This window comes from Klebsiella sp. 7-CIP_Kleb., assembly GCF_050378655.1.
Classification (GTDB): domain Bacteria; phylum Pseudomonadota; class Gammaproteobacteria; order Enterobacterales; family Enterobacteriaceae; genus Klebsiella; species Klebsiella quasipneumoniae.
The window spans coordinates 324564-350985 of record NZ_JBNRLJ010000002.1; the positions used below are offsets into that span (position 1 = coordinate 324564).

A 26422-nucleotide genomic window follows, 5' to 3' on the forward strand; every position below is an offset into this window, starting at 1 on the left:
CGAGCCGCGATTACGGCTTCCTGGCCACAGGCACATCCAGCGCCTGCAGGATCTCAACAAACGGCGACGGTTGCGCCTTGTTAAATAACAGCCACACCCGGTGACGGGCGCGGGTTATGGCCACGTACAGCAGTCGACGCTCCTCCGCATCCGGAAAATCTTCCGGCTGCGGCAGGAGCGCCTCCTCGATGATCGACTCGCGCGCCGGGGCCGGAAACGCATCCACGCCCTCCTGCAGTCCCAGCACAATGACATAGTCGGCCTGCTGACCTTTGCTGGCATGAATGGTCATAAAATCAAGCTGCAGGTGCGGCCAACGCGTCGCCGCCTTATCGAGCGCCTCGGGCTTAAGATGGTGATAGCGGGCAAGCAGCAGGATCCGCTGCTCGGGCTTAACGTAACCGCTCAATTTATCCAGAAGATCGTCCAGCTTATCGTCGGCTAACAGCGTGACGGCCTTTTTATCTCCCGCCGTCAGGCTATTCAGCGGTTTGCTTAACTGATGCGGATTCTGCTGGATAAAACCATTGGCTATTTCGCCGATTCGCCCGTTAAAGCGATAGGTGGTATCCAGCGCACAGCAATCCCCTTCGCCAAAGTAGTGGTTGAACGCGGTGGTCAGGGAGAGCTGCGCCCCGCTGAACCGATAAATCGCCTGCCAGTCATCGCCAACGGCAAAGAGCGTAGTTTGGCTATTTTGCCGGCGTAGCGCGGCCAGCAGCGAGGCTCGCTGCGGCGAAATATCCTGAAATTCATCCACCAGAATGTGTTTCCACGGGCTGACAAAGCGGCCTTTATCGAGAATATTGACCGCCTGATGGATCAGGCCGGAAAAATCGACCGCATTCTCCGCCTTCAGCGCCGCCTTCCACTCTTTCAGCAGGGGCGACATCAGCTTCACCCGTTTACTGAACAGATCGCGTACCGTTTCCGGCGCGCCGGCGATCATCTCCGCCTGGGAGCCGCCGTGCATGCGCATCAGGCTGATCCAGCGGTCAAGCCGGCTGGCCATCCGCCGCTGCACTTTTTTATCCTGCCAGAAGTCCCCCTCCGGCAGTTGCCAGCCCATCTCCTCTTCCAGCCACAGACGCCAGCCTTTCGCCTGCGCTTTTTTCTCATGGCACTGCTTTTGCCAGCTTTTCAGCAGCAATGCGTGACGGGCCGCAGTATCACTTTCCAGCTTACTGATGGTGGGCACTTTTTTGCTGCCCTGCTGGATAATATGCAGCGCCAGCGAGTGGAAGGTGCGAGCGGTAATATCGTCTGAAGCCAGACGCTCGCGGATCCGCTCATCCATCTCCTGCGCCGCCTGGCGGCCGAACGCCAGCAGCAGTATTTGCTCTGCCGCCGCTTCTCCCCGCGCCAGCAGCCAGCCCGCTCGCGCCACCAGCACCGAAGTTTTACCACTGCCCGCTCCCGCCAGCACCAGCAGGGAGCGCTCGCCGTTCACCACCGCCCGCGCCTGCGACGGGTTGAGCGGGGAGGATTCCACGCCGTCAAAAAAGCCGCGATACTGCTCCAGCATCGCCTCGGTAAAGGCCTGGTTATGGGCCTGACGCGCCGCTTCAATATCCCCTAACCAGCGCTGACATTCCCGCCACAGTTCCCGGCAGTTATCAAAGGCGTCAAGCCGGCTGGTGGGCATCGGCAGCCCGGTTAACGCATGGCGAATATTATCCTGAACGTCCGCTACCTGCTGACGCGTCAGCCACTTACCTTCTGCCCGGGTGCGTTCGATGGCTGCCAGCTGCTGCTTCAGCACCCCGGCGGCGATATTGCTCATTTCCGTGCTCCACTGCTGCCAGAGCGTATGCAAATGGTGATAAAAGCGCTGCGTTTCGCTCCATTCGGTACCGTGCAAACGCACGACTTTATCGTCCGGCAGCACAAACTCCAGCTCGCCCCAGACCAGACCGCGCTTACAATGCACTGACAATAACTGATTGAAAGGGATAAGATACTCATGACGATCGCCGGAAACCTTTACCCCGGCGTTCAGTAACTGCACCCTGTCATAAGGATGCTGAGCCATGCGTTTGCCCAATGTTGTCGCTTTAAGTTCCATATAATGTCGATTTTCAATCAGGGTGGATTGTTTTTCAGTTTAACCGCCCCGGACCAGGTGCTCCAGCGCAAAAAAACGTTACAATTGTCAGGTCTTCTTATTCACAGGGCAAAACCGAGGGTTTATGCGTACCATTCTGAATATTCTGAACTTTATCCTTGGCGGTTTCGCCACCACTTTAGGCTGGCTGCTCGCCACCCTGGTCAGTATTATGCTGATCGTCACGCTGCCGCTGACTCGTTCCTGCTGGGAAATCACTCGCCTTTCGTTATTCCCCTACGGTAACGAGGCGATTCATGTTGATGAGCTCGAGCCTGGTCGACAAAACAGTCTGCTGAACGCCGGCGGCACCATCCTGAACATTTTGTGGTTTATTTTTTTCGGCTGGTGGTTGTGCCTGATGCATATTTTCAGCGGCATCGCCCAGTGCCTGACTATCATAGGCATCCCGGTGGGGATCGCTAATTTTAAAATCGCCGCCATCGCCCTCTGGCCAGTGGGGCGCCGGGTCGTCTCTGTTGAAACCGCGCGCGCCGCGCGTGAAGCCAATGCGCGTCGTCGCTTTCAGTAACCGAACGGAACACGGACATGATTAGCCCCCTGCTACGCCGCTACACCTGGAACAGCGCCTGGCTTTATAACGTACGCATTTTTATCGCGCTCTGCGGCACGACGCTGTTTCCCTGGTGGATCGGCGAAGTCAAACTCACCATCCCCCTCACCCTCGGCGTCGTGGCCGCGGCGCTGACCGACCTTGACGACCGTCTGGCGGGCCGTCTGCGCAACCTCGCCATTACTCTGGTTTGCTTTTTCATCGCCTCCGCCTCTGTGGAGCTGCTGTTTCCGTGGCCGCCGCTGTTTGCCCTTGGTCTGACCGTGTCTACCATCGGCTTTATTTTGCTCGGCGGCCTCGGCCAGCGCTATGCGACCATTGCCTTCGGCGCCCTGCTTATCGCCATCTACACCATGCTTGGCGTTACGCTGTACGATCACTGGTATCTGCAGCCGTTGTTCCTGCTGGCGGGTGCCGTGTGGTACAACCTGCTGACGCTGTCCGGCCACCTGATCTTTCCGATTCGTCCACTTCAGGACAACCTGGCGCGTAGCTATGAGCAACTGGCCCGCTATCTGGAGCTCAAATCACGGCTGTTTGATCCAGACCTTGAGGATGAGAGCCAGGCGCCGCTGTACGATCTGGCCCTCGCCAACGGCCAGCTGGTGGCGACCCTTAACCAAACTAAGGTTTCACTGTTGACCCGTCTACGAGGCGACCGTGGGCAGCGCGGTACTCGTCGCACGCTGCAGTATTACTTTGTGGCCCAGGATATTCATGAACGCGCCAGCTCATCGCATATCCAATATCAGACCCTGCGCGATCAATTCCGCTACAGCGATGTGATGTTCCGTTTCCAGCGCATGCTGTCGATGCAGGCGCAGGCCTGTCAGAAACTCTCGCGGGCGATTCTGCTGCGCGAACCCTATCAGCATGATGCCCATTTCGAACGGGCGTTTATGCATCTCGATGCAGCACTCGAGCGCGTGCGCGCCGGCGGCGCATCCGACGAGCAGCTTAACGCCCTCGGCTATTTACTCAATAACCTGCGCGCCATTGATGCGCAGCTGGCCACGATTGAATCGGTGCAAACCACCGCGCCCGCCGGGAGTAATACCGAGACGCTGCTGGCCGACGACAGGCTCGGCGGGCTGAACGATATCTGGCTGCGCCTGCAGCGCAATATGTCGCCAGAGTCAGCCCTCTTTCGCCACGCGGTGCGTATGTCGCTGGTGCTTTGCGCCGGCTACGCTTTTATCCAGTTTACCGGGCTTCAGCATGGCTACTGGATCCTGCTGACCAGCTTGTTCGTCTGTCAGCCGAACTATAACGCCACCCGCCATCGCCTGGCGTTGCGGATCATCGGCACCCTGGTCGGGGTGGCGATCGGCCTGCCGGTCCTCCTGCTGGTACCGTCGGTTGAAGGACAGCTGCTGCTGATCGTTCTCACCGGCGTGCTGTTCTTTGCCTTCCGTAACGTGCAGTACGCCCATGCCACGATGTTTATTACGCTGCTGGTGCTACTGTGCTTTAACCTGCTTGGCGAAGGTTTTGAAGTCGCCCTGCCGCGCATCATTGATACGCTGATCGGCTGCGCCATCGCCTGGGCGGCGGTGAGCTTCATCTGGCCGGACTGGAAATTCCGCAACCTGCCACGGGTGTTGGATCGCGCGATGAACGCGAACTGCCGTTATCTGGATGCCATCCTGGAGCAGTACCACCAGGGCCGCGACAACCGGCTGGCCTACCGTGTCGCACGCCGTGACGCCTACAACCGCGATGCTGAGCTGGCTTCCGTCGTCTCGAACTTGTCGACGGAACCACGGGCGGATGCCGCCCAGCGCGAGACCGCCTTTCGCCTGCTGTGTCTCAATCATACCTTCACCAGCTACATCTCCGCCCTCGGCGCGCATCGGGAAAAACTGTCCACGCCGGACATCCTCGCCCTGCTGGATGATGCGGTCTGCTATGTGGATGATGCCTTACATCATACCCCAGCGGATGAACAGCGAGTGCAGAAGGCGTTGACCAGCCTGCAAGACCGGATCCACCATCTGGAGCCGCGCGCGGACAGTAAAGAGCCCCTTGTGTTACAGCAGATTGGCCTGCTGCTGGCGCTGTTGCCTGAAATCTGCCGCCTGCAGCAGCGGGTACACGCTCAAACGGAATAACCGTTGTCCACTAGCGGGCAGCCGCCCATTCCAGAAGCTCCTGACGCCGTGGCGTCGGGAGCGCGGCGGCATGGACGCCAACGATAGCCCCCTCCAGCGCCAGCAAGACGTTGTGTGATAGGGAAGCATTGTTCTCACGCAGCTTTAGCCAGGCCCGGCGGGCGCCCACCTCCCGTAGTGCTAACACATCTGGTATGCCCGAGTGAATCAGCTGCAATTCCATATGAAAGCTGATATTAGGTAAATCTTTCAGGCGTCCCGACGACCGGCGGCGACATTTTTCACGCTGGGCGCTCTGCCACGACATCAGCGATAAGCGGAAAAGCTGTTTCTCATCGCGCCACAAGGCATCGTCAATTTGATAATACTTTAGCGGCACGATGCGCCCATGTCGGCGCAGCATCAATAAAGGATTATGGTGTTCTACCCGATAGGCAGCGCTCTGCTCGCAGGCTTTCAGATAAATATTTCCCTCTGCCACCATCGCAAACACGGTATCTTCGATAGCCAGGCTGTAGCCGCCAAACAGGGGGCGAGAGTGAAGTTGACCCAGCGGTGAGACGCAGGCCTGAAATTGCGGGAGCCGCGGACATACAAGTTTTTTCATGATCATTCCTTTGTGAATCATGTAATTAAACTTAAGTTGTTAACGGATCCGCTAAGAGAAAACATAAGGGACTTCCCTGACAGCAGCAAGATGATTTTTGCCTGCTTTTCCACCAGAGTGCGGTTTTGCGAGACGCTTTCAGAAAATTGCAGCTGTTGCTGCAACTGGAAGACAGGAGAGAAAGGATTAGCTGGCGTTAAGGATGGTGTTGAGGTCAGCCGCAAAGCCGGACAGTCAGGGTGGCTGAAAGCGATTAAATTTCCATCAGCAAAATGACAAATTGCGGTTGATCTTTTCCCCTGGTGGATATACTGTATATGCATACAGTAACTACAGGCGGGATAGACTATGTTTACTTCAGCTCACGCAAACCGTTCAGCACAGGCTTCTGCTCCGGCAGGCCACTACGCTCATCGTTCTGGCGAACAGGCCGCCAATGGGCTGATCAGTGAAATTGTCTATCGTGAAGATCAACCCATGATGACACAGTTGTTGTTGCTACCTTTATTACAGCAGCTGGGTCAACAGTCTCGCTGGCAGCTGTGGCTTACGCCGCAACAAAAGCTAAGCCGCGAGTGGGTTCAGTCTGCCGGTCTGCCGCTGTCTAAAGTCATGCAAATTAGCCAGCTCTCTCCTTGCCATACCGTAGACTCTATGATCCGTGCCCTGCGCACCGGTAATTATAGTGTGGTTATCTGCTGGCTGGCGGAGGAGTTAACCGCTGACGAACATGAGCGTCTGGTCAATGCCGCCCAGGAAGGCTGCGCAATGGGGTTCATCATGCGCCCGGTCCGAAATCAGAGCACGCTCGGCAGACAACTCAGCGGGCTAAAAATTCACTCAAATTTGTATCATTGAGTGAAATTAGGATTATTCCTGGAATTTTTTTTACCGGTGGTAAAGGCGTTGTGTTTTTTAGGGTCTTTTTCGCGGAATGCCTGCCACACGGGGATTTGTGCCTTTTTTTCGTGTACGAAAATCAACCATATTTGTTAAATATTGTGTACACAACCCTTTTTTTTCATATGCCTGACAGAGTTCACACTTGTAAGTTTTGAACTAAGTTGTAGACTTTACATCGCCAGGGGTGATCGGCTTACGCTGCATGTATCAGCATAGTTAACAACAAGTCACGCCCCCGGTGAAGGATTTAACCGTGAGGTCTTTTGTAACTTCATGGCGAATTTTGGATGATAATGAGGCGCAAAAAATGAAAAAGACAGCTATCGCGATTGCAGTGGCACTGGCTGGCTTCGCTACCGTAGCGCAGGCCGCTCCGAAAGATAACACCTGGTATGCAGGTGGTAAACTGGGTTGGTCCCAGTATCACGACACCGGTTTCTACGGTAACGGTTTCCAGAACAACAATGGTCCGACCCGTAACGATCAGCTTGGTGCTGGTGCGTTCGGTGGTTACCAGGTTAACCCGTACCTCGGTTTCGAAATGGGTTATGACTGGCTGGGCCGTATGGCATATAAAGGCAGCGTTGATAACGGTGCTTTCAAAGCTCAGGGCGTTCAGCTGACCGCTAAACTGGGTTACCCGATCACTGACGATCTGGACATCTACACCCGTCTGGGCGGCATGGTTTGGCGCGCTGACTCCAAAGGCAACTACGCTTCCACCGGCGTTTCCCGTAGCGAACACGACACTGGCGTATCCCCAGTATTTGCTGGCGGCGTAGAGTGGGCTGTTACTCGTGACATCGCTACCCGTCTGGAATACCAGTGGGTTAACAACATCGGCGACGCTGGCACTGTTGGTACCCGTCCTGATAACGGCATGCTGAGCCTGGGTGTTTCCTACCGTTTCGGTCAGGAAGATGCTGCACCGGTTGTAGCTCCGGCTCCGGCTCCGGCTCCGGAAGTGGCGACCAAGCACTTCACCCTGAAGTCTGACGTACTGTTCAACTTCAACAAAGCAACCCTGAAACCGGAAGGTCAGCAGGCTCTGGATCAGCTGTACACCCAGCTGAGCAACATGGATCCGAAAGACGGTTCCGCTGTTGTTCTGGGCTACACCGACCGCATCGGTTCCGAAGCTTACAACCAGCAGCTGTCTGAGAAACGTGCTCAGTCCGTTGTTGACTACCTGGTTGCTAAAGGCATCCCGGCTGGCAAAATCTCCGCTCGCGGCATGGGTGAATCCAACCCGGTTACTGGCAACACCTGTGACAACGTGAAAGCTCGCGCTGCCCTGATCGACTGCCTGGCTCCGGATCGTCGTGTAGAGATCGAAGTTAAAGGCTACAAAGAAGTTGTAACTCAGCCTGCGGCTTAAGTTATCACTGATGAAAAAACCCGCTTCGGCGGGTTTTTTTATGCCTTCTCGCTCGCTTTAGCGGCTGAAGGCTGAAGGCTGAAGCTGAAGCTGATAGCTGATAGCTGATAGCTGATAGCTGATAGCTGATAGCTGATAGCTGAAGACCGTGAGCGATGGATTGTGCATTGTCGACCGTGCGCTGCGACCTGCGCCTTAGCAACCGCTGAGCGGGCATGCCGGTTACTCTTTACCCAGCAGTACCTGCAGATCGTGCTTCAGGCTCGACATTTTACTGGCATATTTCTCTTTATGCTCAGCATCCTCAATCAGCTGGACAATGGTTTCGGACAAGGTTTTCCCCCGCCGCTGCGCCAGACCGGCAAGGCGCTGCCAGACGACAAACTCAAGGTCGATTGACTTCTTGCGCGTATGCTGATGCTCGGCGTTAAAATGGCGTTTCCGTCGCGCGCGGATAGTCTGCTTCATGCGGTTCATCAGCGCCGGATTCATATGCTGCTCAATCCAGGCATGCACCAGCACAGGTTCATTCTCGAGCGTCAGCAAGTCATCTACCGCAGCTTGCGCAGCGCTGGCCTCAATGTAGCGGGTAATCAGCTCACCTTCCCGGTGCTTCTTTACCAGATATTTCCATTTCCAGCCGCTTTCAAGATTTTCCAGTTGTTGATATTTCATTGCGATCTCAATGTGACCGTGTAACTCATTTCAGGATATCAGTTTTTTCCTGATGTGCTGAATATAAATCATTATTCGTGATGTGGATGGCCGGGTAATCATCGGGGTACTCATAATCCTCCGTGTGCTCTGACGCGGCATCAGGTATAATTGCGCGCTTTACATCTAACTAAAAAACAGCGACTTTGACCATTACGAAACTGACCCGAACCGACCTTGCGCCTGATCTGGAACCTTACCAGGCGCTGTTTGCTCAAGCGGAACTCTCTCATCCGGCCCCCTCCCTCTCGGGCGATCTGCAGCCGCGTTTGTTCTATGCGCTTGAGCAGCTGCTGTGCACCCCGGCAGTCTCCTCCTTCATGCTGGTGAAAGCCCCTGAGGAGCCGGAATATCTGCAATGGCTGGCGGCTGAAACTCGTACGCTGCACGAACCTGCCGCATCGCTTCACGGAGTCCGCTATGAGGTTAACGGCGCTCACGTGACGCTCGCGCCGGCGCAACGCGCTGAAGATAATTTTGCCAGTACCGCTCCGGTCGTGGCGGCTGATTGGCTGGAGGCGGAACAGCTGTTTGGCTGCGTACGCCAGTTTAACGGTGAAATCACACTTCAGCCCGGCCTGGTCCATCAGGCCAACGGCGGCGTGCTGGTGCTTTCACTACGCACGCTACTGGCACAACCGCTACTGTGGGTGCGCCTGAAAAATATGGTGACCCGTCAACGCTTTGACTGGCTCTCCATCGATGAATCACGGCCGCTGCCGGTCAGCATCCCTTCCATGCCGCTGAGCCTGAAAGTCATGCTGGTGGGCGAACGCGAATCTCTGGCCGATTTCCAGGAAATGGAGCCAGAGCTCTCTGCCCAGGCCATCTATAGTGAGTATGAAGACACCCTGCAGTTTGCAGACGCCGATACGCTGAAGGCCTGGTGCCAGTGGGTATGGCAGAATGCACAGCAGCTGGAATTACCGGGCCCGGCGAGCGATGCCTGGCCACTGCTGATCGATGAAGGAACGCGCTACACCGGCAACCAGGAGACCCTGCCGCTCAGCCCGCTATGGATAGCCCGCCAGCTGCGTGAGTCTGCCGCCTTCTGCGAAGGCGAAGAGATTACCGGCGAAGCGATGCAGACGATGCTGGCGCGCCGTGAGTGGCGTGAGGGCTACCTGGCGGAGCGTATGCAGGATGAAATCCTGCAGGAACAGATCCTGATTGAAACCGAAGGCGAATGCGTCGGGCAGATTAACGCCCTCTCGGTCATTGAATTCCCCGGTCATCCACGCGCCTTCGGCGAACCTTCGCGCATCAGCTGCGTCGTGCACATTGGCGACGGCGAGTTTATCGACGTCGAGCGTAAAGCCGAGCTGGGCGGCAACATTCATGCGAAAGGCATGATGATCATGCAGGCTTTTCTGATGTCCGAGCTGGAGCTGGAGCAACAACTCCCCTTCTCCGCTTCGCTGACCTTTGAGCAGTCCTACAGTGAAGTGGATGGCGACAGCGCCTCCATGGCTGAACTCTGCGCCTTAATCAGCGCTCTGGCCAACGTGCCGATTAATCAAAGCATCGCGATCACCGGCTCTGTCGACCAGTTTGGTCGTGTGCAGCCGGTCGGCGGTCTGAACGAGAAAATTGAAGGCTTCTTCACTATCTGCCAGCAGCGCGGTTTAACCGGCAAACAGGGAGTGATTATCCCTGCCGCCAACGTTCGCCATCTTAGCCTGAGCCACGAGCTACGTCAGGCCGTTGCCGACAACCAGTTTGCTATCTGGGCAATAGACGATATTAGCGAAGCGCTGCCGATGTTGACCCAGCTGATGTGGGACGGTGAAGGACAGACGCTGCGACAAACCATTCAGGAGCGGATAGCGCAGGCGACCCAGCAGGAGACTCGCCATCGTTTTCCGTGGCCGCTACGCTGGTTAGGTGGGACAAGTTCTAACTGATCGGACTTGTTCAGCTTACACGTGTTAGCTATCCTGCGTCCCGAACTTAAAATAAGGCTTACTGAAAACATGGTAGATAAACGCGAATCCTATACAAAAGAAGATCTTCTTGCCTCTGGTCGTGGTGAACTGTTCGGCGCGAAAGGCCCGCAGTTGCCGGCGCCAAACATGCTGATGATGGACCGCGTCATCAAAATGACCGAAACCGGTGGTAACTACGACAAAGGTTATGTTGAGGCCGAACTCGACATCAACCCGGACCTGTGGTTCTTCGGTTGCCACTTTATCGGCGATCCGGTGATGCCGGGCTGCCTGGGCCTGGATGCCATGTGGCAGCTGGTGGGTTTCTATCTCGGCTGGCTCGGTGGCGAAGGCAAAGGCCGCGCGCTGGGCGTTGGCGAAGTGAAATTCACGGGTCAGGTTCTGCCGACCGCGAAAAAAGTGACCTACCGCATCCACTTCAAGCGCATCGTTAACCGTCGTCTGATTATGGGCCTTGCGGATGGTGAAGTGCTGGTTGACGATCGCCTGATCTACACCGCAAGCGATCTGAAAGTGGGTCTGTTCCAGGATACTTCCGCTTTCTGATAACGTTCAGCAGCGATTAAAAGGCGAAGCCCCCGCTATGCGGAGGCTTCTTTTTTAAAGAGACAGTGTCAGGCCGTTAGTACCCTGTCCTCCATGGCTTCTCGCCAGCCTCCCAGCCACCATGAGCGTTGATTAAGGCTCTGGTATGGACACATTTCTTTCGATCTTCCTGCGATACCCGCCTGATATCCGCGTTGATGTGCCCGTTCCAGGCGATCTCGTTTTTGTCTCTTCATGCCTCGTTTCCCTCATTCTTTGATCTGGTGGAAAAGAAAACAGTGGTCGCAAATTATGCAGCCACGGGTTACGAATACCGCGAAATGAAGGCAACGTCAATGCGCAAAATTCACGCCATTGTCATATTTGTGACCTATATAAGAGTTCATTTTTTGTTCACCTGACACACCGGCCGGTAACGAACTGACCTGACAAAAAAAAGCCGTGCGGCTCAGATGAACCGCACGGCAGATCAGCGTGATGAATTTTACTTATGGCAGACGGTTAAGCTCGCTGGCAATGGCCGCCGCCTCCTGGCTCCACGCCTGCGCCAGGGTCTTGACCATCGCGTCATAACCATCCTGATCCTGCTTAAGCACGATGTTGAACGGGCGCTTGATCAGCTGTCCCTGATGCTTCAGCAGCCACTCACCGCTGACGATAACCCGCCCGTCGTAGCGTCCGTGAAAGCCATTGACCGCGACGTTGAGCGTATCCTGCTCGCTACCCAGCGGCTGGGATGACACCACCCAGCCCGGCAGCTGTTGGCTCAGGTTCGCCACCAGCGTGGTGCGCAGCTGCTGGTCCAGTGGGCTGGCCCACAGATTATTATTGGCGATCACATACTGCACGTCGGTGGTCTGATAGACCACCCCGTTACCCGCCAGGTAATCCGGGATGCTGACCTGCTCAACCCACAGCAGACGCGCCCCCTGGCTGGCGGCGCTCTGTGCGCCGCCCTGCGCCACCGGCAGCTGGTAATACGTTTTGCTTTCGCCGCCGCTACTGCACGCCGTCAGCACGCATACGGCTGCCGCCAGTAACCATTTTTTCATTATTTCGCTCCCTTCGGCTGTGGGTCTTTTTTATCCTTCGCCTCAAATACCAGCGCATTGCTCTTATCATTGAGCGTTTTCAGGACCGGCTGCAATTCACGCAGCACCTGATCCAGACGCTGCATATCGGCCACCATCTTATTGTAGGCCGCGGAGCCCGGCTGGAAGCCCTGCATGCTGCGGTTCAGCTCGCGCAGCGTCGTCTGCATATCCGCAGGTAACTGCTGCATCGACTGGCTGGAGGTGATCTTATTCAGACTATCCAGCGTGGTCTGCACGTGCTGCATGGTCTTCTCGCTCTGCGCCAGGGTGCTGGTCGCCTGCTCCAGTAACGGATTGAGCGGCAGGTTATTAATCTTATCCAGCGCATCCATCAGACGCTGCTGGATCTGCGCCAGACCACCGCTGATGGTCGGGATAATCGGATAGCCGTTAAACTCCTGAATTTTCCCGCGCGGCGGCGCCTTCGGATAGAAGTCGAGATCGATATACAGCGCGCCGGTCACCAGGTTACCGGTTTTCAGCGAGCCGCGCAGTCCGCGGTTGATCAGATCGTCAATGTGGGCACGAATATTCGGATCGCCGCCCAGCTGGTTAATCAGACGTTGCGGTTCCACCCGCACTTCCACCGGAATGCGATAATCGTCGTTCAAACGCTGCTTCAGACCGGGAATGAAGAACGGCACTTTGCCGACGGTTCCCAGACGGATGCCGCGGAACTCCACCGGCGCGCCCGGCTGCAGGCCGCGAACCGAGTCTTTGAAGAACATGACATAATCGATATGCTCGGTAAAGACCGAATCCTGGATGCTCTTCTGATCGTCAAATAAATGGTATTCCGTTTTATTTGCCACCGGCTCGCCGAGATCCAATCCTTCAGGAATATCGAAGCTCACGCCGCCGCCAAACAGCGTCGACAGCGAACCCATCTCGACGCGCATCCCCGCCGAAGTCAAATCTACAGCGATGCCGCTGTCCTTCCAGAAGCGGACATTGGTGGTCACCAGGCGGTCATTGGGCGCATTGATAAACAACTGATAAGTGATACGACGTTTCTGGGTGTCGAAGGTGCTGGTTTCCACCGACCCCACGCGATAGCCGCGGAACAGCACCGGATCGCCCGGCGACAGCTGCCCCGCCTTGCTGCTTTCCAGCAGAATACGGATCCCCTTGGCATCCGGCGAGGCCAGCGGCGGAGAATCCAGTAGCGGATACTGCGCTGGCACCGAACCTTTCGTCCCCGGCTGCAGTTCAATATAGGCGCCGGACAACAATGTCCCAAGACCGCTGATCCCCTCGCGACCTACCTGCGGTTTCACCACCCAGAAGACGGAATCGTTGTGCAGTAATTTCTGCATCCCTGAGTTGAGGCGGGCTTTGATTTCCACGTGGGTTAAATCGTCGGTCAGCGTCGCGCTCTCCACTACCCCAACGTCCACGCTGCGGCTCTTGATGCGGGTTTTTCCCCCTTCAATCCCTTCCGCGTTGGTGGTGATCAGCGTGACCTCAGGGCCCTGATGGCTGTAATGATAGAACAGGATCCACGCCCCGATCAGCGCAGTGACGATAGGAAAGATCCACACCGGTGACCAGTTCTTCACCTTCTGCACTTTCGCTTCTCCGCTCTTATTTTCCATGTTGTTGTATTTCCTCATGGCTTGAATCTGGCTCACGATCCCACAGTAAACGGGGATCAAACGTCATGGCTGAAAACATGGTCATCACCACCACCAGCGCAAACATCACCGCGCCGATAGCGGGATAGATATTCATCAACCCTCCCATGCGCACCAGCGCAGAGAGTACGGCGATGACAAAAACATCAATCATTGACCAGCGGCCAACAAATTCCACCACTTCATAGATCAGATGCATGCGTTCCGAATCGCGCTCACCGTTGCCATTGGCGTTCCAGCACAGCCAGGCAATAGCGATCATCTTCAGCGTCGGCACCATAATACTGGCGATAAAGATCACCAGCGCCACCGGATAAGAACCTTCGCTCCACAGTAAAACGACCCCAGCCATAATGGTCGACGGCATTTTATCGCCCAACAGATCGGTGATCATGATCGGCATAATATTGGCAGGAAGATAAAGGATAAATGAGGTCACCAGCAGCGCCAGCGTCCACTGCAGGCTGTTTTTACGCCGCGCCGTTCCTTTACTGTGACAGCGCGGGCAGATCGTCAGATCGGCCGGCAACACCGCCGTGCAGCACGCGCAGGAGCGCAGCCCCTGGCGGATACCGGCCACACCGACCTTCAGCGGTTGGGTAATGGCCGGCATGGGGGCGATATCATCCCACAGCCAGCGGCGGTCGACGCACTGAAAAGTACGTAACTGCAGCAGGCAAAACATACACCACGGCACAAAACTCAGACCGATGCCGATATCGCCGTAGGCCATCAGCTTGACGAAGCTCACCAGCACGCCGGCAAGAAAGATCTCCGCCATGCCCCAGGTTTTCAGGTGGAACAGAATACGCGCAAGGAACGCCTTGAGACCGGCGGGCATTCTGACCCGATTGACCAGCAGCAGAATGGTGACCAGGCAAAACGCCGGTACCAGCTGCACAAAGAGTAAAAAGAAAGTGCCGAGGCTGGCGTAATCCTCGGTAAATAACACATTGGGAATTTCCAGTAGCTCTATTTCGCTGCTGATCCCGCCCACTTTCATATAGATGAACGGAAACAGGTTGGCCAACAGCAGCATAAACAGCGCGACCAGCGCATACGCCGTGGGACGCTGGCGAGGCGCGTCCCACGTGGTGGTTAATGTTGTACCGCAGCGCGGACAAGCGGCTTTCTGGCGATGCTCAAGCTGCGGCAAAGCCACCAGCAAATCACATTGGGGACATAAAATATGTCGCGCAGCATGATGATGATCGCACATGACAACTCCTCGGCTCAGGCGCCGTTCTTTAATCCTTCGAGATATTCCCAGCGTTCAAAGGCCGCTTCCAGCGCCTGTTCCGCTTCGGCCAGCTTTGCCAGCACCTGCTGCGTGCGATCGTGCGGTTGTCCAAAGAAGTCGGGATCGGCCACCTGCTCCTGCAGCGTCTGCAGTTCGGCCTCGAGGGCTTCCAGCTTCTGCGGCAGCTGTTCCAGCTCGCGCTGCAGGTTATAGCTTAGTTTGTTACCGCCGCGTTTGACAGTTTCTGCTTTTGGTTGAGCGACTTCCAACGTTTTTTTCGCTGCCGGCTGCTTCTGCGCCAACGACTGGGCCTGCTGTCCGCGGGCGTCGTGATAGCCGCCGATATACTGGCCGATGCGACCGCCGCCTTCGAAGATCCAGCATTCGGTTACGGTGTTATCCACGAACTGACGATCGTGGCTCACCAGCATCACGGTGCCCTGATAGCCATCGATCAGCTCTTCCAGCAGCTCCAGCGTTTCGACATCCAGGTCGTTTGTCGGTTCATCGAGAATCAACAAGTTGCTGGGTTTCAAAAACAGCCGCGCCAGCAGCAGGCGGTTACGTTCCCCGCCAGAGAGCGCCCGCACCGGGGTCATCGCCCGTTTCGGATGGAACAGGAAGTCCTGCAGATAGCCCAGCACATGGCGCGGCTTACCGTTAACCATCACCTCCTGCTTACCTTCCGCAAGGTTATCCATCACCGTCCGGTCCGGATCCAGCTCTGCGCGGTGCTGGTCGAAGTAGGCGACTTCCAGTTTGGTACCGACGTGGATCCGCCCGCTGTCGGCCTGCAGCTGGCCAAGCATCAGCTTCAGCAGCGTGGTTTTCCCGCAGCCGTTGGGGCCAATCAGGGCAATCTTGTCGCCGCGCTGGATCTGCGCGGAGAAATCTTTCACCAGCACTTTGCCATCAACCTGATAGTTGACGTTCTCCATTTCGAAAACGATTTTGCCGGAGCGCGAAGCCTCTTCAACCTGCATCCTGGCACTGCCCATCACTTCCCGGCGCTCGCCGCGCTCACGACGCATCGCCTTCAGGGCGCGAACGCGGCCTTCGTTACGCGTGCGGCGCGCTTTGATCCCCTGACGGATCCACACTTCTTCCTGAGCGAGCTTGCGGTCGAATTCCGCATTCTGCAGTTCTTCAACCCGCAGGGCTTCTTCTTTATCCAGCAGATACTGATCGTAATCGCCCGGGTAGGTCACCAGCTTGCCGCGATCGAGGTCGACGATGCGCGTCGCCATATTGCGGATAAAGGAGCGGTCGTGCGAAATAAAGATAATGGTGCCTTTAAAGGTTTTCAGGAACCCTTCCAGCCAGTCGATGGTTTCGATATCCAGGTGGTTGGTAGGTTCATCGAGCAGCAGCACGCGCGGCCCGCTGACCAGCGCGCGGCCCAGCGCCGCTTTACGCAGCCAGCCGCCGGACAGGGAGGCCAGCTGCGCATTGGCATCAAGGCCAAGCTGCTCAATCACTTCGTTAATGCGGCTGTCCAGCTGCCACAGCCCCAGGTTATCGAGCTGCTCCTGCAGGCGCGCCAGTTCATTTAAATTTTTGTCGCTCGGATCGGTCATGACCTGATGTGATACGTCATGGTAGGCCTTCAGGTAGGCCGCCTGCTCGGCGATGCCTTCCGCGACAAAATCGTACACCGTACCGGCGACATTACGCGGCGGATCCTGCTGCAGACGCGCCACAATCAGATCCTGTTCATAAATAATGCGCCCGTCATCCAGCCCCTGCTCGCGGTTGAGGATCTTCATCAGGGTCGATTTACCGGCGCCGTTGCGTCCGACGAGGCAGACGCGCTCGTTATCTTCGATATGCAGCTCGGCATTATCCAGCAGCGGCGCATCGCTGAAGGAAAGCCAGGCGCCATGCATACTAATCAGTGACATTCTTTATTCCTTTCAGGCTGCGGTAATCAGCCAGCAGTTGTGGATCTGACGGTTGCGGGCAAAATCCTGCGACAGCGTTTTTTGCGAAATCTCTTGCGCCTTCAGGCCAAGCGCCGCCAGCCCGTCATGATCCATACGGAAACCGCGTTTGTTATTCGAGAACATAATGGTGCCGCCTTTACGCAGCAGACGTTTCAGATCGGTCATCAGGCGAATGTGATCGCGCTGGACGTCGAAAGCATCTTCCATTCGTTTGGAGTTGGAGAAGGTCGGCGGATCGATAAAGATCAGATCGAACTGCTCGGTGCTCTCCCGCAGCCAGCCCAGGACGTCCGCCTGCATCAGGCGATGCGCGCGGCCGGTCAGGCCATTGAGACGCAGGTTGCGTTCCGCCCACTCCAGATAGGTGCGCGACATATCCACCGTGGTGGTGGAGCGAGCGCCGCCGAGGCCGGCGTGGACGCTGGCGCTGCCGGTATAGGAGAACAGGTTGAGGAAATCCTTGCCTTTGCTCATCTGGCCAAGCATACGGCGGGCGATCCGGTGGTCGAGGAACAGACCGGTATCCAGGTAGTCGGTGAGGTTGACCCACAGACGCGCGTTGTACTCCTGCACCTCGATAAAGTCGCCTTTCTCCGCCATCTTCTGATACTGATTTTTCCCCTTTTGCCGCTCGCGGGTCTTCAGCACCAGCTTGTTCGGCGCGATTCCTAACACCGCGATAGTCGCGGCGATAATATCGAACAGGCGCTGGCGCGCTTTATGCGCGTCGACAGTTTTCGGCGGGGCATACTCCTGGACCACCACCCAGTCGGCGTAGCGATCGATGGCCACGTTGTATTCCGGCAGGTCAGCATCGTACAGGCGATAGCATTCAATGCCTTCCTGACGGGCCCATTTTTCAAACTTCTTCAGGTTCTTACGCAGACGGTTAGCAAAATCTTCTGCCAGCATCGCCGGCTTGCCGCCTTCGCTCTCCGCCAGGTGATAATTCTTCTGCACGCAGTCCAGCGGGCCGTTCTTGGCTTTAAACTGTTTGTCGGCGCGCAGCTGCAGGCAGCTTAACAGCTCCGGCGAGGCGCTGAACACCGACAGGTTCCAGCCGCCAAACTGACTTTTCATGATCCGGCCCAGCAAGCTGTGCAGGGCGATCAGCGCCGGCTCGCTTTCCAGACGCTCGCCGTACGGCGGGTTGCTGATCACGGTGCCGTACGGGCCTTTCGGCAGCGGATTATTCAGTTGGGCGACGTCTTTGACTTCAAAATCGATCAGCTCGCCGATGCCGGCCCGACGGGCGTTGCGGCGGGCGCGGTCAATGACGCGTGCGTCGACATCGGATCCATAGAAGCGTGACCCATATGCCGCCAGCCCCTGACGGGCGCGGGTTTGCGCTTCCGCTTTGACCTCTTTCCAGATGGCGTCGTCGTGCTGCGCCCAGCCGCCAAAGCCCCAGTGGCCGCGGTGCAGGCCCGGCGCGCGGTCGGTCGCCAGCATCGCCGCCTCAATCAGCAGGGTACCGGAGCCGCACATCGGATCGAGCAGCGGGGTGCCCGGCACCCAGCCGGAGCGCATCACGATCGCCGCCGCGAGGTTTTCTTTGATCGGCGCCATACCGGTGCCATCGCGGTAGCCGCGCAGGTGCAGGCCTTCGCCGCTCAGATCCAGCGAGATGTGCGCCGTCTCTTTGTTCAGCCAGACGTTGATCCGCAGATCGGGCGACTCACGATCGACGTTCGGACGCGGCAGATTCTTACGGGTGAAGCTGTCGACAATAGCGTCTTTGACCTTCAGCGCGCCGTACTGGCTGTTGCGGATCTCCTCATTGAGGCCGCTAAAATGCACCGCGAAGGTGGCGCCAGGGTTGAACATCTCCGTCCACGGAATGGCCTGTACGCCGAGGTACAGATCCAGATCGCTGTATACGCGACACTCGCCCAGCGGCAGCATGATGCGCGAAGCCAGCCGGCTCCACATCAGGCTTTGATACAGCAGGCGCGTATCCCCCTGAAAATGGACCCCGCCCTGGACTACCTGGCAGTCCGTCGCGCCAAGCCCTTCCAGTTCAGTTTTTAACAGCTCTTCCAGCCCACGAGCCGTACTGGCAAACAGAGAATTCATATCGTCACTTTTACTTAAAGAAAATTGGTGCGCATTATAGCCAATATGTGCCCTATGTCATAAAGTTATAGGCTTATTTTTGGAACCCGGAGGCAGCGTATGGTAACGCTCTCGCGTCTTTTTATTCATCCCGTTAAATCCATGCGCGGCATGGGCCTGACCCACGCCTTTGCCGATATCAGCGGCCTGGCCTTCGATCGCCTGTTTATGGTCACCGAAACTGACGGCACCTTTATTACCGCCCGTCAGTTTCCGCAAATGGTGAAATTTATTCCGGCGCCGCTGCATGATGGCCTTCACCTGACCGCACCGGACGGCAGCAGCGCCGTGGTGCGTTTTAACGATTTCGCCCCTCAGGCCGAACCGACAGAAGTCTGGGGCAACCATTTTACCGCCCTTATCGCGCCCGCAGCGGTTAATCAGTGGCTCAGCGGCTTTTTCAATCGCGATGTCCAGCTTCGCTGGCTGGGGCCACAGTTAACCCGCCGGGTGAAGCGCCACGATGCGGTACCGCTCTCCTTCGCCGACGGCTACCCTTACCTGCTGGCTAACGAGGCCTCCCTGCGCGATCTGCAGCAGCGCTGCCCGGCCAGCGTAAGCATAGAACAGTTTCGCCCTAATCTCGTGGTCACCGGCGCGGCGGCCTGGGATGAAGACAGCTGGAAAGTGATCCGCGTCGGCGAGGTGGTATTTGACGTCGCCAAACCGTGCAGCCGCTGCATTTTTACCACCGTCAGTCCGGAGCGCGGGCAGAAGCATCCCAGCGGAGAGCCGCTGGAAACTTTAAAGCGCTTCCGTACCGCGCAGGATAATGGCGATGTCGACTTTGGTCAGAACCTGATTGCCCGTAACAGCGGCGTGATCCGGGTGGGGGATGAAGTGGAAATCCTCGCCCGCGGCCCGGCGAAAGCCTACGGCGCCGGCGAAAGCGACGATACCTCGGCTCCCGAGGCGCAGCAGCAGGCCACGGTTGCCATTGAATGGCAGGGTCAACAATTTACCGGCAATAACCAGCAGGTGCTGCTGGAACAACTGGAGCAACAGGGCATTCGCGTCCCCTACTCGTGTCGGGCGGGGATCTGCGGCAGCTGCCGCATCCGTCTTGAAGAGGGGGAAGTGAGTCCGTTAAAGAAAAACGCGGTCGCCGGAGATGGCACCATTCTCGCCTGCAGCTGCGTGCCGAAAACGGCCCTGCGCCTGGCGCCTTAAACCGCCTGCCCCAGGCTGTAGCTGACCGCGCTCTGCGCCGGCTGCAGCCTGTCGTTCATGATTTTAATGACATCGCCCAGCTGCATAACCCGGCCGGCAAGCGTAAGACCCGGCTGAGCCAACAGACAGAGCGCGGCATTATCGCCCGGCTCCACCACCAGTAAATTCACCTGCTCGCCGGTATCGCTCAGCCAGACGCAGGCCGCGTCGCCGCCGCTCGGCTGCCAGTGATGGGTATGGGCGATAAAGTGCCAGCTTTTCGGCATCTGCGGTTTGAGAAAACGGATGGCGGTGAGCGCGTTAAGGACTAATTCCGCACGCTGCTCTTTCGATAGCTCGAGATCGCGACATTTTTCTTCAAAAGAGAAATAGAGCGCGGCGTCATCAACGCAGAATCCCGATGGGGCAAAGGCGTCCGGCGTCAGCATGCGCCGGGCGAAGCGCGAGCGAAATAACATGCCATTGGCCAGATCGAGCATCATGCGGTCGTGCTCTTCATCGTAATACCAACGCCAGTTATCGTCAGGTTTAATCCGCATTTTTCCCCCTGTCCCCTTTCATACGCCTCTGCAAAGCTGTTGCGACTTACCGCAGAATATTTTCTAAAATTAAGAAAAGTCTAAAATGTTTAAATAAGCAACAGTGAGGGAATATAAAACAACCAGGGCCGGAAATAAAGCCCTGGGGGGATTCAAAGGGGGAAAAGATTAGATGTGGGTAACAATTTCTTTAATCAGCGGCGGACCTTTAAAAATAAATCCGGAATAAATCTGCACCAGCGATGCCCCAGCGGCCATCTTTTCCCGCGCGGCAATCACGGAATCAATACCGCCCACGCCAATGATAGGCAAACGGCCATTCAACTCTGCGGAGAGCATGCGAATAATTTCGGTACTCTTTAATTGTAATGGACGACCGCTAAGCCCGCCGGTCTCATCGCAATGTTTCATTCCCTGGACCAGAGAACGATCGAGAGTAGTATTGGTGGCAATCACCCCATCAATATTATGACGCACGAGGCTATCGGCAACCTGGATCAATTCCTCAGGCAAAAGATCCGGCGCGATCTTCACGGCGACCGGCACATATTTTTGATGCTTCTGCTGCAGCTCAAGCTGCTTATTTTTAATACCGGAGAGTAAATCGTCGAGCGCTTCGCCGTATTGCAGCGTGCGCAGCCCCGGGGTGTTCGGCGAGGAGATATTAATGGCGATATAGCCAGCGTAGGGATAGACTTTTTCCATACAAATCAGGTAATCATCTTTCCCGTGCTCAACCGGCGTATCTTTATTTTTACCGATATTGATGCCCAGCACGCCGTCAAAATGCGCCTTTTTCACGTTCTCGACCAGGTTATCGACGCCATGGTTATTAAAGCCCATGCGGTTGATCAACCCCTCAGCATCCACCAGACGGAAGATCCTTGGCTTATCGTTGCCCGGCTGCGGACGCGGCGTCACGGTGCCGATCTCAATGGAGCCAAAACCCATCGCGCCCAGCGCGTCAATGCATTCCCCGTTTTTATCCAGCCCGGCCGCCAGACCCAGCGGGTTTTTAAAGGTCAACCCCATGCAGGTGACAGGCCTGGCCGGCACCTTCTGGCGAACCAGGATTTCCAGCGGCGTCCCGGTGACACGGCGTAATTGTTGAAAAGTAACTTCATGAGCGCGCTCAGGATCGAGCTGAAAAAGGGCTTTACGAACGAAGGGGTAGTACATGAACTCTCCTGGATTCCCGGTGTGCAAACCGGGGGCGTATTATGTGCGATCTGTTGCGGAAAGGGAATTGACCTGCGACAAAAAATCCCCCATCAGCGCAAACGATTACCTCCCCGCGCGCCGTTATGCGCTTTTCGGCTATCTAACGGTGGATAAATCATTTAGGGAAATAATGGCCCTCTGTCACACTCACTATAAATGTTATCAATTATAGATAAATGCAAACATTTAGTTATAAGGAGAGAGAGATGCGCGTCATTACGCTTGCGGGCAGCCCGCGTTACCCTTCCCGTTCCAGCGCCCTGCTGGAATATGCCAGAGAGACGCTCACCGCCGCCGATATCGAAGTCTGCCACTGGCATCTGCAGAACTTTGCCCCGGAAGACCTTCTCTACGCTCGCTTTGACAACCCGGCGCTGCAGACGCTCAATGAGCAGCTGGCCGGGGCTGACGGCTTGATCATCGCCACGCCGGTGTATAAAGCCTCGTTTTCCGGCGCCCTGAAAACGCTGCTCGACCTGCTTCCTGAGCGGGCGCTGGAGGGCAAAATCGTACTGCCGCTGGCCACCGGCGGCACCATCGCCCACATGCTGGCGGTGGACTACGCCCTGAAGCCGGTGCTGAATGCCCTCAAGGCTCAGGAGATCCTCCACGGCGTCTTCGCCGACGACAGCCAGGTGACCGATTACCAGCACAAGCCGCAGTTTACCCCGAACCTGCAGCGGCGCCTCGATGAAGCCCTCGAGACCTTCTGGCAGGCGCTGCACCGCCCCAGCAGCCGCGCGCCGTCATTAACGTCTCTGCGTGGGGTGGAACATGCTTAATCCTCTCCGCGCTCTGACCCTCGGCGGACTGCTACTCTTTTCCACCTTGGGCCACGCCGCCCCGGCGGCGCCTGACGCCCTGCGCATCGGTTATCAGAAAGGCAGCGTCAGCATGGTGCTGGCGAGAAGCCATCAGCTGCTGGAGCAGCGCTACCCAAAGACCCATATCTCGTGGATAGAATTCCCGGCCGGTCCGCAGATGCTGGAGGCGCTGAACGTTGGCAGCATCGATATCGGCAGCACTGGCGACATTCCGCCTATCTTTGCGCAGGCGGCGGGCGCCGATCTGGTGTATATCGGTTCGGAACCGCCCAAGCCCAAAGCGGAAGTGATTCTGGTGGCGCAGGGCAGCCCGATTCATAACGTTGCTGAGCTGAAAGGAAAAAAGGTCGCTTTTCAGAAAGGCTCCAGCTCCCACAATCTGCTACTGCGCGCCCTGCAGCTGGCAGGTTTGAAGTTTAGCGACATTCAGCCGGTCTATCTCGCCCCCGCCGATGCGCGCGCCGCCTTCCAGCAGGGCAATGTCGACGCCTGGGCGATCTGGGATCCGTATTACTCCGCCGCGCTGCTGCAGGGCGGCGCCCGGGTGCTAACCGACGGAACCGACCTGAAACAGACAGGATCCTTCTATCTCGCTTCCCGCCCTTACGCTGAACGCAATGGCGCCTTTATTGAGGGTGTACTCGATACCTTTACGCAGGCCGATGCCCTGACCCATAGCCAGCGCGCGCAAAGCATTACGCTGCTGGCGAAAACGATGGGGTTACCGGAGGCGGTGATCGCCAGCTACCTGGACCATCGTCCCCCCACCTCGGTTACCCCGGTGAGCGCCGAAACCGCCGCTCGCCAGCAGCAGACGGCCGACCTGTTCTATGAGAACAAGCTGGTGCCGAAAAAAGTTGATATCCGGGCCCGCATCTGGCAGCCCGCCGCCGCACAAGGAGCGAAATCATGAGTCTGAATATGTTCTGGTTTTTACCGACCCATGGTGATGGTCGTTATCTGGGTACCGAAGAGGGAGCCCGTCCGGTCGATTATGGCTATCTGCAGCAAATCGCGCAGACGGCGGATCGGCTGGGGTTCACCGGCGTGCTGATCCCGACCGGGCGCTCATGTGAAGATGCCTGGCTGGTTGCGGCCTCGATGATCCCGGTAACGCAGCGGCTGAAATTTCTTGTCGCCCTCAGGCCAAGCGTGGTGTCGCCGACGGTGGCCGCGCGCCAGGCGGCGACCCTGGACCGACTGTCAAACGGCCGGGCGCTGTTCAATCTGGTCACCGGCAGCGATCCCGCCGAGCTGGCTGGCGACGGTGTCTTCCTCGACCACACCGAGCGCTATGAGGCCTCGGCTGAATTTACCCACATCTGGCGCAAGCTGATGGAAGGGGAAACTGTCACCTTTAACGGTAAGCATCAGCGCGTTCGCGACGCTAAACTGCTGTTTCCGCCGCTCCAGCAGCCGCGTCCGCCGCTCTATTTCGGCGGCTCGTCTGAGGTGGCGCAGGATCTGGCCGCTGAGCAGGTCGATCTCTATCTTACATGGGGGGAACCACCGGCCCAGGTGGCAGAGAAAATTGCTCAGGTGCGGGAGAAAGCCGCCCAGCACGGTCGCCGGGTGCGTTTCGGCATCCGCCTGCATGTGATCGTGCGGGAAACCAATGAGGAAGCCTGGCAGGCAGCGGACAGCCTTATCTCTCATCTTGATGATGAGACTATCGCCCGCGCCCAGGCAGCCTTCGCCAGAACCGACTCCGTCGGCCAGCAGCGGATGGCGGCCCTGCACAATGGCCGACGCGATAAGCTGGAAATCAGCCCCAACCTGTGGGCTGGCGTCGGTTTAGCGCGCGGCGGCGCCGGGACCGCGCTGGTGGGCGATGCCGCCACCGTGGCCGAACGGATCAATGAGTACGCCGCGCTGGGTATCGATAGCTTTATCTTCTCCGGTTATCCGCATCTGGAAGAGGCGTATCGGGTCGGCGAGCTGCTGTTCCCGCTGCTCGACGTCGCGGTGCCGTCTGTCCCGCAGCCGCAAAGCCTGCGCCTGCAGGGAGAAGCCGTCGCTAACGAGTTTATCCCGCGTAAAGTGGCGCAGAGCTGAGGAGGTCGTGATGGCAAAATCAACCCATCCCCTGTTATTACGCCTCGCCCCCTGGCTGCTGCCGGTGGGAACGGTCATTGTCTGGCAGCTGGCCTCGTCCGTCGGCTGGCTGTCGACGCGGGTGCTGCCCTCGCCGGAGGGCGTATTGAAAGCGTTCTGGACCCTCTCGGCCAGCGGTGAGCTGTGGCAGCATCTGGCCATTAGCTCGTGGCGGGCGCTGGTCGGCTTCGCCATCGGCGGCTCCATAGGGCTGGTGCTAGGCCTGATCAGCGGTCTGTCACGCTGGGGCGAGCGCCTGCTGGACACGTCGATCCAGATGCTGCGCAATGTGCCGCATCTGGCGCTGATCCCGCTGGTGATCTTGTGGTTCGGCATCGATGAGACCGCCAAGATCTTCCTCGTATCGCTGGGCACCCTGTTCCCGATCTATATCAACACCTGGCACGGGATCCGCAATATCGACCGTGGACTGGTGGAGATGGCGCGCAGCTATGGTTTATCCGGCTTTGCTCTTTTCCGTCACGTGATTTTGCCCGGCGCCCTACCCTCGATTATGGTCGGCGTGCGTTTCGCCCTCGGTCTGATGTGGCTGACGCTTATTGTCGCCGAAACCATCTCGGCGAACGCCGGTATCGGCTACCTGGCGATGAATGCGCGTGAATTTCTGCAAACCGACGTGGTGGTGGTCGCCATCATTCTTTACGCCATTCTTGGCAAACTGGCCGACGTCAGCGCCCAGCTGCTGGAGCGGCTCTGGCTGCGCTGGAACCCGGCGTATCATCTTCAGGAGGCGAACGCATGAACACTGCCCGTCTAAACCCAGGTATCCCGCTGCTGCTGAACGGGGTGACTAAACGCTATGGCGACAACACCATTCTTAACGAGCTGGATCTGCATATCCCCAGCGGCCAGTTTGTGGCGGTGGTGGGCCGCAGCGGCGGCGGCAAAAGTACCCTGCTGCGCCTGCTGGCGGGCCTGGAAACCCCGAACGCTGGCGAGCTGCTGGCGGGCGCAACGCCGCTGGCGGCGATCCAGGACGACACCCGGATGATGTTTCAGGATGCGCGCCTGCTGCCGTGGAAAACGGTGATTGATAACGTGGGGCTGGGGTTAAAAGGCGCCTGGCGCGAAGCCGCCCTGCAGGCACTGGCCAGCGTCGGACTCGAGAGTCGCGCGCAGGAGTGGCCGGCGGCGCTGTCGGGCGGGCAAAAGCAGCGCGTTGCGCTGGCCCGCGCCCTGATCCATCGCCCGCGCCTGCTATTGCTGGACGAGCCGCTGGGGGCGCTGGACGCCCTCACCCGTCTGGAGATGCAGGAGCTGATCGTCTCCCTGTGGCAGGAGCATGGCTTTACGGTCCTGCTGGTGACCCACGACGTCAGCGAAGCGGTGGCGATGGCCGACCGGGTGCTGTTAATTGAAGAGAAGAAGATCGGTCTCGATTTGAACGTGGATATTCCGCGACCGCGGCGCACCGGTTCGGCGAAGCTGGCCGAGCTGGAGGCGGAGGTACTGGATCGGGTGATGAAGCGCGGCAAGAGCGAGAGCGTGCCGCGTTTATTTAGTCATGGCTGACCGGAGTAACGGTCTGCTGTCAGAACGGGGGCATATCGTCATCCGACATGTCCCCGGCTCGCGCTTTGCTCAGCCGGGCGACCAACGACAAATCTGCCGCGTATTCCAGACCGGGTAAGCATCGCGCCACCC

The 26422-nt window shown here is 57.6% G+C and carries 24 protein-coding genes; 12 read left to right on the top strand and 12 right to left on the bottom strand.

Annotated features, from left to right (window positions below):
- Positions 1-10 precede the first annotated feature (10 nt).
- Entirely contained in the window at positions 11-2065 is a 2055-nt protein-coding gene (gene helD / locus ACQUTI_RS09265) for a DNA helicase IV (protein ID WP_138100162.1), read from the bottom strand.
- A gap of 124 nt (positions 2066-2189) precedes the next feature.
- On the opposite strand from helD, the gene ACQUTI_RS09270 reads away from it, so the two are divergent.
- Entirely contained in the window at positions 2190-2636 is a 447-nt protein-coding gene (locus ACQUTI_RS09270; protein ID WP_004201437.1) for a YccF domain-containing protein, read from the top strand.
- Positions 2637-2653: 17 nt separating this feature from the next.
- Positions 2654-4789 (top strand): YccS family putative transporter, encoded by a 2136-nt coding sequence (yccS, locus tag ACQUTI_RS09275; protein ID WP_064150370.1) that lies wholly within the window; start codon positions 2654-2656, stop codon positions 4787-4789.
- A 10-nt stretch (positions 4790-4799) separates the two neighbouring features.
- On the opposite strand, the gene ACQUTI_RS09280 is transcribed toward yccS, so the two are convergent.
- Positions 4800-5396, bottom strand: a complete 597-nt coding sequence (locus ACQUTI_RS09280; protein WP_062914558.1) for a TfoX/Sxy family DNA transformation protein — start codon at positions 5394-5396, stop codon at positions 4800-4802.
- Between the two features lie 17 nt (positions 5397-5413).
- Positions 5414-5719 (bottom strand): hypothetical protein, encoded by a 306-nt coding sequence (locus ACQUTI_RS09285; RefSeq protein WP_162994648.1) that lies wholly within the window; start codon positions 5717-5719, stop codon positions 5414-5416.
- Positions 5720-5744: 25 nt separating this feature from the next.
- On the opposite strand from ACQUTI_RS09285, the gene sulA reads away from it, so the two are divergent.
- Together sulA and ompA are read left to right on the top strand one after the other, a co-directional pair.
- Positions 5745-6254, top strand: coding sequence for an SOS-induced cell division inhibitor SulA (gene sulA, locus ACQUTI_RS09290; protein WP_122543103.1), 510 nt, complete (start codon positions 5745-5747; stop codon positions 6252-6254).
- A gap of 352 nt (positions 6255-6606) precedes the next feature.
- A complete protein-coding gene (ompA, locus tag ACQUTI_RS09295) occupies positions 6607-7677 on the top strand; it encodes a porin OmpA (RefSeq protein ID WP_002898408.1) in 1071 nt (356 codons plus the stop codon).
- Between the two features lie 222 nt (positions 7678-7899).
- Here ompA and matP read toward each other — a convergent pair whose 3' ends face one another.
- On the bottom strand, positions 7900-8352 hold the full coding sequence (matP, locus tag ACQUTI_RS09300) for a macrodomain Ter protein MatP (protein ID WP_002898404.1): 453 nt from the start codon (positions 8350-8352) through the stop codon (positions 7900-7902).
- Positions 8353-8537: 185 nt separating this feature from the next.
- Between matP and ACQUTI_RS09305 the strand changes: the two genes are divergently transcribed.
- Together ACQUTI_RS09305 and fabA are read left to right on the top strand one after the other, a co-directional pair.
- Entirely contained in the window at positions 8538-10295 is a 1758-nt protein-coding gene (locus ACQUTI_RS09305) for an AAA family ATPase (protein WP_122543105.1), read from the top strand.
- Positions 10296-10364: 69 nt separating this feature from the next.
- Entirely contained in the window at positions 10365-10883 is a 519-nt protein-coding gene (gene fabA, locus ACQUTI_RS09310; RefSeq protein ID WP_004201428.1) for a bifunctional 3-hydroxydecanoyl-ACP dehydratase/trans-2-decenoyl-ACP isomerase, read from the top strand.
- Positions 10884-10951: 68 nt separating this feature from the next.
- Here the strand turns inward: fabA and rmf are convergent, their stop codons facing one another.
- The 6 genes from rmf to rlmKL form a co-directional block, all read right to left on the bottom strand.
- The gene (gene rmf, locus ACQUTI_RS09315; protein ID WP_002898396.1) at positions 10952-11119 is read right to left on the bottom strand and encodes a ribosome modulation factor; all 168 of its coding nucleotides are present in this window, start codon (positions 11117-11119) and stop codon (positions 10952-10954) included.
- Between the two features lie 252 nt (positions 11120-11371).
- Entirely contained in the window at positions 11372-11935 is a 564-nt protein-coding gene (pqiC, locus tag ACQUTI_RS09320; RefSeq protein WP_004201425.1) for a membrane integrity-associated transporter subunit PqiC, read from the bottom strand.
- Complete coding sequence (gene pqiB, locus ACQUTI_RS09325; RefSeq protein ID WP_004201423.1) at positions 11935-13572, bottom strand: intermembrane transport protein PqiB; 1638 nt, start codon at positions 13570-13572, stop codon at positions 11935-11937. Before pqiB ends, pqiC begins: the two co-directional genes overlap by 1 nt.
- A complete protein-coding gene (pqiA, locus tag ACQUTI_RS09330) occupies positions 13562-14830 on the bottom strand; it encodes a membrane integrity-associated transporter subunit PqiA (RefSeq protein WP_004201422.1) in 1269 nt (422 codons plus the stop codon). The genes pqiB and pqiA overlap by 11 nt, the downstream gene beginning before the upstream one ends.
- Before the next feature lie 14 nt (positions 14831-14844).
- A complete protein-coding gene (locus tag ACQUTI_RS09335; RefSeq protein WP_004201421.1) occupies positions 14845-16752 on the bottom strand; it encodes an ABC transporter ATP-binding protein in 1908 nt (635 codons plus the stop codon).
- A 12-nt stretch (positions 16753-16764) separates the two neighbouring features.
- Positions 16765-18870, bottom strand: coding sequence for a bifunctional 23S rRNA (guanine(2069)-N(7))-methyltransferase RlmK/23S rRNA (guanine(2445)-N(2))-methyltransferase RlmL (gene rlmKL / locus ACQUTI_RS09340; RefSeq protein WP_049092771.1), 2106 nt, complete (start codon positions 18868-18870; stop codon positions 16765-16767).
- A 99-nt stretch (positions 18871-18969) separates the two neighbouring features.
- Here rlmKL and ACQUTI_RS09345 point away from each other — a divergent pair, with 99 nt between their 5' ends.
- The gene (locus tag ACQUTI_RS09345; protein ID WP_032455793.1) at positions 18970-20079 is read left to right on the top strand and encodes a YcbX family protein; all 1110 of its coding nucleotides are present in this window, start codon (positions 18970-18972) and stop codon (positions 20077-20079) included.
- Here the strand turns inward: ACQUTI_RS09345 and zapC are convergent.
- Together zapC and pyrD are read right to left on the bottom strand one after the other, a co-directional pair.
- Positions 20076-20618 (bottom strand): cell division protein ZapC, encoded by a 543-nt coding sequence (gene zapC, locus ACQUTI_RS09350; protein WP_002898308.1) that lies wholly within the window; start codon positions 20616-20618, stop codon positions 20076-20078. The two genes, ACQUTI_RS09345 and zapC, sit on opposite strands and share 4 nt — an antisense overlap.
- A 168-nt stretch (positions 20619-20786) precedes the next feature.
- Positions 20787-21797 (bottom strand): quinone-dependent dihydroorotate dehydrogenase, encoded by a 1011-nt coding sequence (pyrD, locus tag ACQUTI_RS09355; protein ID WP_004201417.1) that lies wholly within the window; start codon positions 21795-21797, stop codon positions 20787-20789.
- A 248-nt stretch (positions 21798-22045) separates the two neighbouring features.
- Here pyrD and ssuE point away from each other — a divergent pair, with 248 nt between their 5' ends.
- The 5 genes from ssuE to ssuB are packed head-to-tail and all read left to right on the top strand — an operon-like array spanning position 22046 to position 26290.
- Positions 22046-22621 (top strand): NADPH-dependent FMN reductase, encoded by a 576-nt coding sequence (ssuE, locus tag ACQUTI_RS09360; protein WP_004201416.1) that lies wholly within the window; start codon positions 22046-22048, stop codon positions 22619-22621.
- Positions 22614-23576 carry a sulfonate ABC transporter substrate-binding protein gene (locus ACQUTI_RS09365; protein WP_122543111.1) on the top strand — a complete coding sequence of 321 codons (963 nt, stop codon included), beginning with the start codon at positions 22614-22616 and terminating at the stop codon, positions 23574-23576. Before ssuE ends, ACQUTI_RS09365 begins: the two co-directional genes overlap by 8 nt.
- Positions 23573-24718 (top strand): FMNH2-dependent alkanesulfonate monooxygenase, encoded by a 1146-nt coding sequence (gene ssuD, locus ACQUTI_RS09370; RefSeq protein WP_048323568.1) that lies wholly within the window; start codon positions 23573-23575, stop codon positions 24716-24718. Before ACQUTI_RS09365 ends, ssuD begins: the two co-directional genes overlap by 4 nt.
- Before the next feature lie 10 nt (positions 24719-24728).
- On the top strand, positions 24729-25520 hold the full coding sequence (gene ssuC / locus ACQUTI_RS09375; RefSeq protein WP_004201413.1) for an aliphatic sulfonate ABC transporter permease SsuC: 792 nt from the start codon (positions 24729-24731) through the stop codon (positions 25518-25520).
- A complete protein-coding gene (gene ssuB, locus ACQUTI_RS09380) occupies positions 25517-26290 on the top strand; it encodes an aliphatic sulfonates ABC transporter ATP-binding protein (RefSeq protein WP_004201411.1) in 774 nt (257 codons plus the stop codon). Before ssuC ends, ssuB begins: the two co-directional genes overlap by 4 nt.
- The last annotated feature ends 132 nt before the right edge of the window (positions 26291-26422 follow it).

Excerpts from the sequence above, each read along its gene's own strand:
- helD (WP_138100162.1), bottom strand. The coding sequence starts at position 2,065 with ATGGAACTTAAAGCGACAACATTGGGCAAACGCATGGCTCAGCATCCT.
- ACQUTI_RS09270 (WP_004201437.1), top strand. The coding sequence starts at position 2,190 with ATGCGTACCATTCTGAATATTCTGAACTTTATCCTTGGCGGTTTCGCC.
- yccS (WP_064150370.1), top strand. The coding sequence starts at position 2,654 with ATGATTAGCCCCCTGCTACGCCGCTACACCTGGAACAGCGCCTGGCTT.
- ACQUTI_RS09280 (WP_062914558.1), bottom strand. The coding sequence starts at position 5,396 with ATGAAAAAACTTGTATGTCCGCGGCTCCCGCAATTTCAGGCCTGCGTC.
- ACQUTI_RS09285 (WP_162994648.1), bottom strand. The coding sequence starts at position 5,719 with ATGCATATACAGTATATCCACCAGGGGAAAAGATCAACCGCAATTTGT.
- sulA (WP_122543103.1), top strand. The coding sequence starts at position 5,745 with ATGTTTACTTCAGCTCACGCAAACCGTTCAGCACAGGCTTCTGCTCCG.
- ompA (WP_002898408.1), top strand. The coding sequence starts at position 6,607 with ATGAAAAAGACAGCTATCGCGATTGCAGTGGCACTGGCTGGCTTCGCT.
- matP (WP_002898404.1), bottom strand. The coding sequence starts at position 8,352 with ATGAAATATCAACAACTGGAAAATCTTGAAAGCGGCTGGAAATGGAAA.
- fabA (WP_004201428.1), top strand. The coding sequence starts at position 10,365 with ATGGTAGATAAACGCGAATCCTATACAAAAGAAGATCTTCTTGCCTCT.
- rmf (WP_002898396.1), bottom strand. The coding sequence starts at position 11,119 with ATGAAGAGACAAAAACGAGATCGCCTGGAACGGGCACATCAACGCGGA.
- pqiC (WP_004201425.1), bottom strand. The coding sequence starts at position 11,935 with ATGAAAAAATGGTTACTGGCGGCAGCCGTATGCGTGCTGACGGCGTGC.
- pqiB (WP_004201423.1), bottom strand. The coding sequence starts at position 13,572 with ATGGAAAATAAGAGCGGAGAAGCGAAAGTGCAGAAGGTGAAGAACTGG.
- pqiA (WP_004201422.1), bottom strand. The coding sequence starts at position 14,830 with ATGTGCGATCATCATCATGCTGCGCGACATATTTTATGTCCCCAATGT.
- ACQUTI_RS09335 (WP_004201421.1), bottom strand. The coding sequence starts at position 16,752 with ATGTCACTGATTAGTATGCATGGCGCCTGGCTTTCCTTCAGCGATGCG.
- rlmKL (WP_049092771.1), bottom strand. The coding sequence starts at position 18,870 with ATGAATTCTCTGTTTGCCAGTACGGCTCGTGGGCTGGAAGAGCTGTTA.
- ACQUTI_RS09345 (WP_032455793.1), top strand. The coding sequence starts at position 18,970 with ATGGTAACGCTCTCGCGTCTTTTTATTCATCCCGTTAAATCCATGCGC.
- zapC (WP_002898308.1), bottom strand. The coding sequence starts at position 20,618 with ATGCGGATTAAACCTGACGATAACTGGCGTTGGTATTACGATGAAGAG.
- pyrD (WP_004201417.1), bottom strand. The coding sequence starts at position 21,797 with ATGTACTACCCCTTCGTTCGTAAAGCCCTTTTTCAGCTCGATCCTGAG.
- ssuE (WP_004201416.1), top strand. The coding sequence starts at position 22,046 with ATGCGCGTCATTACGCTTGCGGGCAGCCCGCGTTACCCTTCCCGTTCC.
- ACQUTI_RS09365 (WP_122543111.1), top strand. The coding sequence starts at position 22,614 with ATGCTTAATCCTCTCCGCGCTCTGACCCTCGGCGGACTGCTACTCTTT.
- ssuD (WP_048323568.1), top strand. The coding sequence starts at position 23,573 with ATGAGTCTGAATATGTTCTGGTTTTTACCGACCCATGGTGATGGTCGT.
- ssuC (WP_004201413.1), top strand. The coding sequence starts at position 24,729 with ATGGCAAAATCAACCCATCCCCTGTTATTACGCCTCGCCCCCTGGCTG.
- ssuB (WP_004201411.1), top strand. The coding sequence starts at position 25,517 with ATGAACACTGCCCGTCTAAACCCAGGTATCCCGCTGCTGCTGAACGGG.